The 12136-nt window shown below is 73.0% G+C and carries 9 protein-coding genes; 1 reads left to right on the top strand and 8 read right to left on the bottom strand.

Annotated elements, in window-relative coordinates; all coding sequences use genetic code 11:
* Nucleotides 1-224 precede the first annotated feature (224 nt).
* The 6 genes from ACIQM4_RS15225 to ACIQM4_RS15200 all read right to left on the bottom strand — a co-directional run bounded on the left by ACIQM4_RS15225 (nucleotide 225) and on the right by ACIQM4_RS15200 (nucleotide 7827).
* Nucleotides 225-1343, bottom strand: coding sequence for a transglycosylase family protein (locus tag ACIQM4_RS15225; protein ID WP_401591219.1), 1119 nt, complete (start codon nucleotides 1341-1343; stop codon nucleotides 225-227).
* A 117-nt stretch (nucleotides 1344-1460) separates the two neighbouring features.
* On the bottom strand, nucleotides 1461-2732 hold the full coding sequence (locus tag ACIQM4_RS15220) for a cytochrome P450 (RefSeq protein ID WP_401591216.1): 1272 nt from the start codon (nucleotides 2730-2732) through the stop codon (nucleotides 1461-1463).
* Between the two features lie 9 nt (nucleotides 2733-2741).
* Nucleotides 2742-4715: a hypothetical protein gene (locus ACIQM4_RS15215; RefSeq protein WP_401591213.1), complete on the bottom strand. Its 1974-nt coding sequence runs from the start codon at nucleotides 4713-4715 to the stop codon at nucleotides 2742-2744.
* 39 nt (nucleotides 4716-4754) lie between these two features.
* Nucleotides 4755-5930: a nucleoside triphosphate pyrophosphohydrolase gene (locus tag ACIQM4_RS15210; RefSeq protein ID WP_401591210.1), complete on the bottom strand. Its 1176-nt coding sequence runs from the start codon at nucleotides 5928-5930 to the stop codon at nucleotides 4755-4757.
* A gap of 98 nt (nucleotides 5931-6028) precedes the next feature.
* The gene (locus tag ACIQM4_RS15205) at nucleotides 6029-6751 is read right to left on the bottom strand and encodes a SurA N-terminal domain-containing protein (RefSeq protein WP_401591207.1); all 723 of its coding nucleotides are present in this window, start codon (nucleotides 6749-6751) and stop codon (nucleotides 6029-6031) included.
* A 62-nt stretch (nucleotides 6752-6813) separates the two neighbouring features.
* On the bottom strand, nucleotides 6814-7827 hold the full coding sequence (locus ACIQM4_RS15200) for a glycosyltransferase family 2 protein (RefSeq protein WP_401591204.1): 1014 nt from the start codon (nucleotides 7825-7827) through the stop codon (nucleotides 6814-6816).
* A gap of 123 nt (nucleotides 7828-7950) precedes the next feature.
* Here ACIQM4_RS15200 and ACIQM4_RS15195 point away from each other — a divergent pair, with 123 nt between their 5' ends.
* The gene (locus ACIQM4_RS15195) at nucleotides 7951-10845 is read left to right on the top strand and encodes a YfhO family protein (protein WP_401591202.1); all 2895 of its coding nucleotides are present in this window, start codon (nucleotides 7951-7953) and stop codon (nucleotides 10843-10845) included.
* Here the strand turns inward: ACIQM4_RS15195 and ACIQM4_RS15190 are convergent.
* Nucleotides 10799-11182, bottom strand: a complete 384-nt coding sequence (locus ACIQM4_RS15190) for a GtrA family protein (protein ID WP_401591200.1) — start codon at nucleotides 11180-11182, stop codon at nucleotides 10799-10801. The genes ACIQM4_RS15195 and ACIQM4_RS15190 overlap by 47 nt on opposite strands.
* The gene (locus ACIQM4_RS15185) at nucleotides 11182-12114 is read right to left on the bottom strand and encodes a class I SAM-dependent methyltransferase (RefSeq protein WP_401591199.1); all 933 of its coding nucleotides are present in this window, start codon (nucleotides 12112-12114) and stop codon (nucleotides 11182-11184) included. The genes ACIQM4_RS15190 and ACIQM4_RS15185 overlap by 1 nt, the downstream gene beginning before the upstream one ends.
* Nucleotides 12115-12136: the final 22 nt, after the last annotated feature.

Raw genomic sequence — 12136 nt, 5'->3', positions numbered from 1 at the left:
GCGTGACGGGCTCCGGTGCTCACCGGTGGCGAGCGAGGACGACCGTAATCACAGGTGTCCCCGATGTTCAAAGAGGCACATCGGGGACATTCGACCCCTACTTGCCCCCACTGCACTGTTGTTTACGCAGGTCAGAGGGGACACAACGGGACCATCGGGCAGGGACACGCCAGTTGGGGCAGAGAGACTCATGTCTCACTTGCGCAGAACCGGACATAAGGCCTCTAACTACCCGGGTTTACGGCCTGCTTCTCACTCAGATCGAGGCTCTGGCCAGGCTTGATGAGGTCGGGATCGTCGCCCACGGCCTTGCGGTTGGCCTCGTAGAGCGCCGGCCAGCCACCGGGCACCTCGGCCTCGTCGGCGATGTGCCAGAGGTTGTCGCCGGGCCGGACGGTGTAGTCGCCGGGCGCGGGCGCCTCGCCGCCCTTGTCGCCGCCACGGGAGGCATGACGACCCGTCTCCCGCTCCTCCCCCTCACCACTACCGGACGAATTGTCCGATACGGGCGCGGAGTTCTCGGGCGCCGGCCCGCCGCGGTGCTTGCCCTGGCCGGTGGCCGAGGGGTCGGTGGTGGCGGAGGCGTCGGGTGTCGCGGTCGCGTCCGGGGAGGCGGCACCGGAACCCTGTGCACCCGGGTCCTGCGTACCGGGCGTGGCGGTACCGGGCGTGGCTTCTGGCGTGGCGGTACCGGCGGGCGGCTGCGCGGCGCCGGGCCCGTCGCTGGGCCCGATGCTGGAGCCGGCCGCCGGCTCGGTGGGCTGCCCGCCCACGGGGGCGCCCGGGGTGGCAGTGGTGGCCCCGGCGTCGGCGTCACCACTCCTGTCCGCGCGCGGGGTGTCGCGATGGGCCGGCGCGCCGGGGTCCGGCTTCACGGAGCCCGCCGGGGGCGTGGCCGGCGCCTGGGTGTCCGTACCGGGGTCGGCGGCGTCCACACCGCCCGAACCGGAACCGGAACCGGAGCCGCCGCCGGGGGTGAGCCCGGAGACGACGGAACAGCTCGGCCAGGCCTTCGGGCCCTGGGCCGCGAACACCTTCTCGGCGATCTTGATCTGCTGCGAACGGCTGGCCAGGTCGGGCCGCGGGGCGTACGCACCGCCACCGAACCGGTCCCACTGCTCCTGGGAGAACTGGAGCCCGCCGTAATAGCCGTTGCCGAGGTCGGCACTCCACATGCCACCGCTCTCGCACTCAGCGACCCGGTCCCACGTGTTCGACTCGACCGCACCGGCGCTGGTGGCGCCCAGGAGCGGAATCGCGAGTGCGGATCCGGTCACCCCGGCCGCGACGACGAGAGCGGGTGCCTGACGCGGGCGGCGGTGTTTACCGTTCCCGGAGCGCATGCGGTTGCCTTTCAGCTGACGGTGACCGGGCCTCAGGTCGTAACTGCCGGGTCGCCCGTGAACGTAGCCGCAGTCGAACACCCGTCACAAGTCGGTGCAGTGCAGATCACGCGAAGGTCACATCACTGATGAGCCGTCAGTCACCGGCACCGGTACGGCTTCCCCGAACTCGACCGGCAAGGTGCGCAGTCCACGCATGATGAGCCCGCCACGCCACCGCAAATCGGCAGGATCTCCCGCGAGTTCCAGGTCAGGAAGCCGGGTCAGCAGGGTCGCGAGCGCGGTCCTCGCCTCAAGCCGGGCCAGCGGCGCACCGAGGCAGTAGTGGATGCCGTGCCCGTAGCCCAGGTGCTGGTTGTCCCGACGGCTGAGATCGAGGGTGTCCGGATCGTGGAACCGCTCGGGGTCCCGGTCGGCCGCCGCGAGCACGACGAGCACGGGGTCACCGACGGCGATGTCCGCACCCCCCAGGGTCAGCTCCTCGGTGGCGTACCGCCAGGTGGCGAGCTCGACCGGGCCGTCGTAGCGCAGGAGTTCCTCGACACCGGTGGCGAGCAGGGAATCGTCGCCCTCGGCGAGGGCCTGCTGGAGACGGGCCCGCTGGCCGGGGTTGCGCAGGAGCGCGTAGACCCCGTTGCCGATCAGATTGACGGTGGTTTCGAAACCCGCGAACAGCAGGATGAAGGCCATCGCCGCTGCCTCGTTCTCCGTGAGGTGCTCGCCGTGGTCGCCGGCCCGGATCAGGTTGGAGATGAGGTCGTTGCCCAGATCCTCGCGCTTGCGGTGGATCAGCTCCGCGAGGTAGGCCCGCATCTTCTTGACGGAGCGTGCCACTCCGCCGCGCGGCCCGCCGCCGTGCCGGATCATCATGCCGGCCCAGTCGCGGAAGTCGTCCTGGTCCTCGCGCGGCACACCGAGCAGTTCGCAGATCGCGTAGATGGGGAGCGGGAAGGCGAACTCGTGGATGAGGTCCGCGCTCCCCCGCCCGTCGAAGCCGTCGATCAGCCGGTCGGTCAGCTCCTGCACGCGCGGCGCGAACTCGGCGACCGTACGGGGCGTGAACGCCTTGGACACCAGCCGCCGCAGCCGGGTGTGGTCCGGCGGGTCGATGTTCAGCAGATGCGTCATCAGGTCGGCACTGCGCTCGCCCGGGATGCCGGTCTTGCCCTTGGCGTGCGAGGACCCGGCGTGGTTCGCCGGATTCTTGCTGAGCCGCTGGTCGGCGAGGGCCTGCTTGGCGTCCCCGTACCGGGTGACGAGCCAGGCCTCGACACCGCTGGGCAGCGTGGTGCGGTGCACGGGGGCGTGCTCCCGGAGCCAGGCGTAGGCGGGGTAGGGATCGGTGGCGAACTCCCAGGTGAAGAGTTCGGGGGCGCGGGAATCGGTCACGCTGTGACGTTAACCGGAGCCCGGGGCGGAGGTGGGACCGCGGTCCTCGGGCGGGGAGGCGCTGTTGCGCAGGTACCAGGCGGGCGGCGCGTAGTCGATATGGAACTCGACCGGGTCGGGTGCCTGCGGGTACCAGGCTGGCGGGGCGTGGCCGAGGTCGATGCGGAAGCCGTCCGCGCCGGGGACGGGATCTTCCGTCGCCTCCCCCGCCGGTCCTCCCGGAGGCTCGGCGGAGGGCGGCTGGGGCTGCTCCGTACCGTCACTCTCCGTCGCGGCGGCGACGCCGAGCCAGCGGTCGGACCAGTCGCGGAGGAAGCCGCCGAGGGCGCGGGCGGACGGGAGGTGTCCCGCGGTGGCCGCGGTCTCCAGGTACTTGATCGCCTCCTGCTCGCTGCCGGGCGACTCGGTGAGCAGTACGCCCAGCTCGGCCGCGGCCTCGATGCTTCCGGCGTCGGCCGCCCTGCGGTACCAGGCGAGGGCCTCGGTGCGCTCGGGGACCGCGCGGCCGAGTCGCACCATGGCAGACGTCTCGCCGGCCTCCGCGCGGGGCCGCAGTGTCTCGCAGTAGGCCCGCGTCAGGGCCTCGCTGTCGACGTCGGGGTCGTCCCGCGTCTCGTGCCGGACCCGGTCCCACACCTCGTGGAGGACCGGCCACTCGCCCGCCACCACCGCCCCGTGCGCCTTCCATGAACCCTGCCGCCGGCCCCTGACGAGCAGGCCGAACCCCGGGATGGAGAAGCGCTCCGCGCCCGCCCAGGCGAAGGCCTCCCCGTACGACTCGCCCGCCGGGCCCTCTGACCCGGCAGCGTGACCCTCACTCAGCCGTGCCAACAGGCTCTCCGAGACCGGGCCTTCCACCCCGCACATGGCCAGGTCGACGGCGGCGCGGACCAGCAGGCACCCTCGCGGGTGGGCGGTCCGGGCGCCGGGGTGGTGCCACTCGTCGCGCAGCAGGTGGCCGAAGGCGAAGTGGGCGGCGACCTGGGCGCGGTCCCCGTGCTCGTGGACCTCGGCGACGCGGCCGTCCGCGACGAACGACGCCAGTCCCGCGAACTCCTTCTCGCTCCATCCTCGTTCGAGGGGAACGGTGTGCGCGGCCGCCAGGACGCGTTCGGTGCGCCGGGCGTGGTGGGCGTCGGGGTCCATCGTGGCGAGAACCACCACACCCAGGTGGGCCAGGCGGCCCAGCAGACCGGGGGTGAGACCGCCGTTGCCGAGATGGCCCGTGAGGTCGTCGAGCCACAGCACGTGCGCGCCGGACTCGTACTTCAGGTCGGCGGGAAGCGTCCGCAGGTCGGTCCCGGGTTCAGGTGCGTACAGCTGGTGGCCGTCCATCTGCCGCACCGCGTTCCAGGCGGTGTGCGAGGCGCCGGAGAGCGGCTTGGCGAGGAGGACGACCAGGCCGGACCGTGCCAGCCGGGCAGCGAGGACGCGGTCGACGTCCCGTTCGACGTACGGCGGTACGTCGGGAAGGCCGACGACTCGGCGGGTGGGGCGTACACCGAACTCCACCGGGCCCACCTGCCCGACGGGCCGCCGGTCGTACGTGGCCGGCGGGGCGTGATGGACGGACTGGAAGCCGATGACCTGCCCGTTGACGGTGTTGCCCGTGAGGTCGACGTTGTCGCCGGTGACATGGCTCTGCACGGTGGCGGAGGGGACGGACCGGATCACGGCCCCGGCGTCGGCGCCGACGCCGAAGGAGCGGGGCAAGGCGCCCCCGTCCCACGCCCGGTCGAGGCAGGCCTCCGCGATGTCCCGCCGCACCCGGGCGGAACCCTCGGGATCCGCCGCCGCGAGGTCCTGCAACCAGGAGTACCACTCGTCCACGGGGGCCTGCGGCCCCGCGGGCATGCGGTCGGCCACGTGCGGCCCGTACGCGGTGGTGACCACCTGCGCGATCCGCCAACGCCACCCCGTCCAGAGCGAGGTGCGCGCGGCGCGCTCCAGCAGCCCCGCGAGTTCGCCCAACTCCCCTGCCACGCACGCCCCCGCATCGCTCGACCGGCTCGTCCTACGACACTACTCAGCCCTCGCCCGCTCGGCAGCGACGATGGCGTCACGGTACGCGCGGGACGCCGCCCGCAGGGCCGTCTCGGGGTCGGTGCCCGTCGCCTCCGCACGGGCGGCCAGGGCGAGGAGTTGGTAGCCGACGCCGCCGTCCCCTGCCGGGAGGGGGACGTCGAGGTCCGCGGTACGTACCCGTGAGGACAGCTTCGCGGCGAGCGCCAGGGCGGGCTGGGCGAGGGGGACGCCCTCCGTCACCGAGTCGCGCTGCTTCTCGACCGCCTTGGTGCGCAGCCAGTGGGCCTTCACGTCCGCCGGGGTCTGCGCCGTCTCGTCGCCGAAGACATGGGGGTGGCGGTGGATGAGCTTGTCGATGAGCGTGGCCGCGACGTCGTCGATGGAGAAGGGGCCCTCCCCCGCCTCGCCGTCCTCGCCCTCGTCGCCGGTGGCGTCCTGGGCGATACGGGCGTGGAAGACGACCTGGAGGAGTACGTCCCCGAGCTCCTCGCGCAGTTCGGTGCGGTCGCCCGCCTCGATGGCCTCGACGAGTTCGTACGCCTCCTCGATGCCGTACTTGGCCAGCCCTTCGTGGGTCTGCCGGGACGACCACGGGCACTCACGGCGGATCCGGTCCATCACGTCGACCAGGTCGAGGAGGCGGGCGCCGGGGAGGTCGTAGGAGGCGGGGAGGAGTTCCAGGTCGGGCATCGCAACCCGGTTCGAGCCGGCCAGCCGGGCGAGGCCGTCCGTGAGGCGGGCGTCGCCCTCGCCGGAGGGCAGGACGACGACGGTCCGGCCGCCCGCGCAGAAGGAGACCAGTTCCTCGGCGGACGGCACCTGGTGGCCGACGGAGATCCCCGCCTCGGCCAGGTACGGCAGCTGCGGGTGCTGCTCGTCGGCGCACAGCACCCGGTCCGCCTCCCGCAGCGTCCGCCAGGCCGGCCAGGAGAGCAGCCCGGGGGCCACCCGGTGACTGGCACTGAGCAGGACGATACGACCGGGGGCGGGCGACGCGTCGGGGGGCCCGGGGGCCGGGGCCGTGCCTGCGGGTGCCGTGCTCGCGGGGGCCGTGCCTACGGGGGCCGTGCTCGCGGGGGTCGTGGTGGCGGGGTTCGTGGTGGCGGCGGTGGCGGGCGACGGCCCCGGGGGGATTTCGGGGGCGCCGGGTGCTCCGGGGGCTTCTGGGGTCACCCTCCCGACGGTACCCGGGCCCGATCACGGTCGGCGCGCCCGGCCGCGCGGTACGGCCGGTGCCTCGGCGCGCGCCCGCGGGCCGTCCGCCCGTCCGGCTACTGCGGCTGCCCGGCGGCAGGCTGCTCGGCGGCCGGCTGTTCGGCCGCCGGCTGTTCGGCCGCCGGCTGCTCGGCCGCCTGGGCCTCCGCGCTCTTGGTCCGCTGGGTGATCCAGGGGGCCTTGCGGTCGGCGAGGCCGATCTTTTCGTTGTCCCAGGTGCCGTAGCGCGGGTTGACGCTGATGTGCAGCGCCTTGGACGCCTTGGCGAGGACCTCGGTCACCTTTGCCTGGCCGTCCGGGGTGGCGAGGTTGGCCTGGTTCGCGGCGGCGATCTTGTTGAGCAGGATCTCCTCCCGTACCGCCTGGTCGATCTGGCCGGGGGCGATACCTCGTTGCACCAGCATCTGCGCCAGCTTGTCCTCGCCCTGTGCCTGCGCGGCCGCGGCGCCGCGCGCCTGCTGGATCTCCTTGCGGCTCGCCTCGGCGCCCGCGTCGGCGGCGGCCCGCTCCACGACCCGGGTGAAGAGCATGCTGTGCAGCTTGGCCCGGTTCATCTGGCCGGTGTTGCTGATCAGCTGGGCGGACTGTGGCGCCTTCGCCTGGGCGGCGCGCACGTCCTTGACCTGGCCCTGGACGGCGGACATCTCGATGCGCCCGCCGCCCACGAGGGCCGCCGCTCCCGGGTGGGGCTGACTGCCGCAGGCGGTGAGTACGGGGACCGCGGCGAGCAGTCCTGCGGAGAGGAGGAGCGTGGTGCGGGTGCGCGTACGGCGGTGCAAAGGGTGCCTCCCGGTGGGCGGTGATCGTGCGGCGGTGCACAACAGCCTTGCGGTTGTTGATGTTAGGCAGCCGGAGTGGTCCGGGCCACTGGTTCGACCAACGAGTCGTTCATGAGTTGGGATGCGGCGGGCACGGGACGGGGCCCGGTGTTCGTCTCGCCGATCAGGAAATGCGGACGGCGCTTCGCCTCGTAGTAGATGCGGCCGACGTACTCACCGACGACACCCAGCAGCACCATCTGCACCCCGGACAGCGCGGTGACGGCGACGAGCAGGGTCACATAACCGGGGGTTTCCACTCCGTTGACGAGTGCGTCACCGACGATCCACATGGTGTACGCGGCGGCGAATGCGAGCAGCAGCAGACCGAAGTAGAGGGCGGCGCGCAGGGGTTTGTTGTTGAAGGAAATGACACCGTCGAGGCCGTAGTTGAGGAGTTTCCCGAAGGTCCATTTCGAGCGGCCCTGTTCGCGCACCGCGTTCTCGTACTCGAATGTCGCGGTCGGAAATCCGATCCAGGCGAAGATGCCTTTGGAGAACCTGTTGTACTCGGTGAGTTGGAGCACGGCGTCCACGGCGCGGCGGGACAGCAGCCGGAAGTCCCCCACCCCGTCGACGAGCTCGACGTCCACCAGGCGGTTGACCAGGCGGTAGTAGGCGCGGGCGGTGAGGGTACGGGTGACGCGGTCGCCCGCCCTGGTACGGCGCGCGACCACCTGGTCATGGCCCTGGAGGTGCAGGTCGACCATGCGGGCGACGAGTTCGGGCGGGTGCTGGAGGTCGGCGTCCATGATCACCACGGCGTCGCCCGTGGCGTGCCGCAGCCCGGCCAGCATGGCGGCCTCCTTGCCGAAGTTCCGGCTGAAGGACACGAAGCGCACCCGGGGGTCGGCGGTGGCGAGGGAGCGGAGGTGTTCGAGCGTGGCATCCCGGCTGCCGTCGTCGACGTACACGAACTCGAATTCCGCGGCCGGTTCGGACAGGGCGAGGGGGGCGATTTCCCGTGACACATGGGCGTGGAATCGCCGGACGATCTCCGCCTCATTGAAACAGGGCACGACGAGGGAGATGAGCATGTGCCATGGCAGCGCGGGGAGATGACGTTTCCCCAGGCGTTGTGTGACGGGCGGCGGGCGGTTCGGTTAACGGAATTGCGCGGTGCTGGTGAAAGGCCTGGCGGGGTGTTTACGGTCGGCCTCATGCTGAATCGCACCGGCCGATCTCCGCGCCCGTACCCCGCTGCGCACCCCGTCGCCGCGTCCTCGCTGCTCGCCGCGTTGCTCGCCGCGCTCACGCACTGCCTGGGGTCGGCGCTCGCGGGCAGCCAGCCCTTCGGCCGGATGAACCGGAACGTGAACGACCTGGGTACGCAGTTCGTCCCCTTCCACGCCCACCTGTGGGACGTGCTGCACGGCCGGGCCGACGGCGGCTGGCTGATCAACTGGCAGTCGGGGTACGGCTCCAGTTTCCTGCCCGACGTGGGCACGTATCTGTCCAGCCCCTTCGCCCTGCTCGTCGCGGTGTTCCCGAAGGAGCAGATCGACCTCGCGGTGTACGTGACGTCGGTGGCGCGGATCGGGGCGGCGGGCGCGGTGATGGCATGGCTGCTGCTCACGCTCCGGCCGGGCGGGCGGTGGTGGGCAGCGGGCACGCTGGGGGCCGCGTACGCGCTCTGCGGGTGGGCGGTGATCGAGGCGTCGTACAACCCGATGTGGCTGGACGGGCTGATCGGCTTCCCGCTGCTGTGCCTGGTGGGCGAGTGGGTGCGTACGGGGCGCAGGTTCCGGCTGTGGTTCGGGGCGGGGGTGGTCCTGGTCGCCCTGGTGTGGACGGCGAACTTCTACACCGCGTACATGGCGACGGCCGGCGCGGGCCTGGTACTGGGCGTGCGGCTGCTGACGGAGCGCACGACGGGCCCGGCCGGCCCGAAGGGCGCGGGGGCGGAGCCGGGGCCGGGGCCGAAGCCAAGGCAGGGGTCGGTTCCGGCCCCGGGGCCCGGGTCGGAGTCGGAGCGCTCGGCGCGCGGTGTACCTCCGGTGCGGGTCCTGCTGCGGGCGTGCGCGGTAGTGGCCCTCGGGATCGGGCTGTCCGCGCCCGTGCTGTTCACGGTGTTCGCGGGGACACGGCACGCGTACCCGGGAATGGGGCTGAGCTTCCGGCAGGCGGGCTGGGGGGACGTGCTGGGGCGCCTGCTCCCCGCCACCTACAACTTCAACGCGCCCGCGATGTACGTGAGTTCGGTGGTGCTGGTGCTGGCGTGCGCGCTGCCGTTCCACCGGGGGATCGCGGTGCGGGTACGGGTCGGCTGGCCCGTGCTCGCGGTCGCCGTGCTGGTGTCGATGCAGTGGGGGCCGACCCATCTGGCCTGGCACGCCTTCGCCGAGCCGAACGGCAGCTCGTACCGGCAGACGTTCGTACTGAGCGGGGTGCTGGTGATCGCGGGCTGGCTCGCGATCAGCCACCTGCGGCTGCCCCGGCCTGCCCTGGCGGGCGGTGTGGCATGTGTGGCGCTGCTGGCGCTCGCCGGGCTCGGCAGTGCCTTCACGGGACGGTGGGCGTGGCTCGGCGCGGGCGCCGGTCTGGTGGCCGTGGCCTGCGCGCTGGTGCTGCTGGGAGGCAGGCGGCGGGGGTACGCGGTGGCGGCCGCCGTGCTGCTGGTCGGCTGCACGGTCGCACAGTCCGCCCTGACGACGGCGTGGGCCGCGAAGCGGCGGGTGGCCGCGCAGGACGACCACGCCCCCTACGGCGCCCGGCAGGTCGCGCAGAGCGCGGTGATCGCGGGGGTGGACGAGTGGCCCCTGAGCCGCACCGAGCCGGGCCGCGCCCAGACCGTGCACAACGACTCGATGCTGGTCGGCGGCCAGGGCGCCGCGTACTACAGCAGCATGACCTCGGCGGTACTGACCAGGACACTCGGCGCGCTCGGCGACGGCTGGAACGGCAGCGGACGCGCCCCGCACAGCCTCGACAACCCGGTCACGGACGCGGTGTTCGGGGTCGGCACCCGGCTGCGGTCGACGTACCGGCAGGGCGCGGACACGGACTTCACGGTGGTGCGCCGGGAGTCGGCGCCGCTGGTGACCGTACGGGAGCTCCCGGCGGGCGCCGCGCACTACGGCCACTCCGCCTTCGCCAACCAGGAGTTGCTGCTCGGGGCCAAGGTGTACGAACGGCTGCCGGGGAGCGCGGGCCCCGCGGGCTCACCCGGTCCGGCGGGTACGTGCACGCCGGGCGCGCCGGTCTTCGTGTGGGCGCCCGGCTTCAACGGAACGGTACGGATGGCGGGCACGGATGCGCCGGGCGTGCGGTTCGAGGCCAAGCGGGGGCGGGTGCGGGCGGCGATGCAGCAGACCGGCGTCGCTCCCGCGGACGGCCGGGTACGGATCGAGCTGCACGGCTCGGGGGCACGGGGCGCGGAGGCGGCATGCCTCCGCGAGGACCGGCTGACCTCGGCGGTACGGGACCTACGGGCGGCCGGGGCGAGCGAGATCCAGGTGGGGGACGGCACGATCCGGGCCGTGGTGGGTGGTACGGGGACGGCGGGTACGGGGACGGCGGGCTCGGGGGCGGTGGGCTCGGGGGCGGCGGGTTCCGGGACGGCTCGCTCCGGGACGGGGGCTTCCGGGGCGGTTCGCTCCGGGACGGGGGCTTCCGGGACGCCGGGCGCCGGGGCTGCGGGAGCCGGGGCTGCGGCTTCCGGGACGACAGGCTCCGGGACTGCGGCTTCCGGGGCGGCGGGTTCCGCGGCTGCGGTCGTCCGGACGGCGGTGTTCGCGGTGCCTCGGATCGCCGGCTGGCAGTGCGCGGTAGACGGTGGCCCGCTCTCCCCCGCCGGGAACCACCTGGGGTTGCTCGCGGTGCCCCTGGGCGAGCACGGCCGGGAGGCCCGCTGCGTGTTCCGTCCGCCGGGCTTGCGGGCGGGCGTCGCAACGGGCCTGGGGTCGGCGGTGCTGGTGGTGGCGGTGCTGGTGGTCCGCTGGTTCGGCCGTCGGGACGCGTGGCGGAGGTCCGGGCCCGTCGTGACCGGGCGGGCGGCACCCCGCACCCCTACGCCGCCGCCCCCGTCAGGATCCGCCGTGACAGCAGGAAGGTGACCGGGATCGCGGCTGCCGCGGCCACCAGCGGGGCCACCCGCTCGTCCGTCCCGGCCCACTCCACCAGTACGAAGACCCCCACCGAGGTGACCACGAAGTTCGTCAGGTTGGTCAGGGGGAAGAGGAGGAACTTCCGCCAGGTGGGGCGGGTCCGGTAGGTGAAGTGGGTGTTCAGGAAGAACGAGCCGACCATGCTCAGCACGAACGCCAGCACATAGGCCGGGTAGTAAGGCAGCCACCGGTGCAGCACCAGGTAGGCCCCGTAGAAGGTGGCCGTGTTGACCACCCCGACCAGGGCGAACCTCATCATCTGCGCCCACGCGGCTCGTTCGCGCATCAGCCCTTCCGCAGGAACCCGGACGTGGCCACCTGGCCCAGGAAGGTCAGCCGCGGGCCCGCCGTGTCCACGTGGTCCGCCAGGTGCTGCTCCCACGCCTCCTGCACGCCGGGCCACGCCCTGTCACCGAAGTCGTCCAGTACGACGATCCCGCCGTCGGCGACGATCTCCTCCGCCCATCCGAGGTCCGCCAGCACGCCCTCCTTGGAGTGGTCGCCGTCGATGACGATCACGCCGTACTTCCGGTCCGACACCGCGGCCCGTACCTCGGGGTCCTGCGAGAAGCCCTGCTGGATGCGCGTACCGGACGGTCCGCCGGGGGCCGTGCCGGCCAGGGCCAGGTTCGCCCGTACGACGTCCTCGCGCACCGGGGTGCCGGTCGGGTCCGCGCTGTCGCGGACCGCGTCGGGCTGGAGCTGCGAGCCGACCAGCGGGTCGACGATGGTCAGCCGGGGCTCGATGCCCTCGCGGTGCAGCATGCGGGTGAGCGCGGTCGCGAACAGGCCGTGCAGCGTGCCGATCTCCAGTACGTCGGGGTGTGCGGGCGGGGCGAGCAGCGGCAGCGTGGCGAGTTTCCCGCAGACGTTCGAGGTGCCGCCGGCGAGCCGCCCGACGCCGAGCGCCTCCAGCGCCACGACCGTGCGGAACGCGGAGGTCACCGCCCGTCGCGCGTGCGCGCTGCCGCTGACCTCCGCGACCTGGGCGACCAGGGTCGAGATCTGCCCGGCGGACGGCATGCGGTGGGCCCCCCTGCCGGTGCGGTCGAGCAGCATCTCCACGGCGTGGCTCTGCTTCTTGAGGGCGTCCAGTTCGCTGCGCAGAGCGGCGAGTTCACCACCGGTGCCGCTGGTCTGGGTGCGTACGCGCTGATCGACGAGGGCCGCGAAGGGGCGCAGGGCGCGGCGGGCGAGGGGGTGGGTCAGCAGTGACATGGCGGGGACGCTAGACGGCCCG

Source organism: Streptomyces sp. NPDC091272 (assembly GCF_044757485.1).
In the GTDB taxonomy this organism is placed as follows: domain Bacteria; phylum Actinomycetota; class Actinomycetes; order Streptomycetales; family Streptomycetaceae; genus Streptomyces.
The sequence above is the reverse complement of the archived record's forward strand: the minus strand, read 5'-3'. Positions and strand labels throughout refer to the sequence as shown.

Excerpts from the sequence above, each read along its gene's own strand:
- ACIQM4_RS15185 (WP_401591199.1), bottom strand. The coding sequence starts at position 12,114 with ATGTCACTGCTGACCCACCCCCTCGCCCGCCGCGCCCTGCGCCCCTTC.
- ACIQM4_RS15225 (WP_401591219.1), bottom strand. The coding sequence starts at position 1,343 with ATGCGCTCCGGGAACGGTAAACACCGCCGCCCGCGTCAGGCACCCGCT.
- ACIQM4_RS15190 (WP_401591200.1), bottom strand. The coding sequence starts at position 11,182 with ATGCGCGAACGAGCCGCGTGGGCGCAGATGATGAGGTTCGCCCTGGTC.
- ACIQM4_RS15200 (WP_401591204.1), bottom strand. The coding sequence starts at position 7,827 with ATGCTCATCTCCCTCGTCGTGCCCTGTTTCAATGAGGCGGAGATCGTC.
- ACIQM4_RS15195 (WP_401591202.1), top strand. The coding sequence starts at position 7,951 with ATGCTGAATCGCACCGGCCGATCTCCGCGCCCGTACCCCGCTGCGCAC.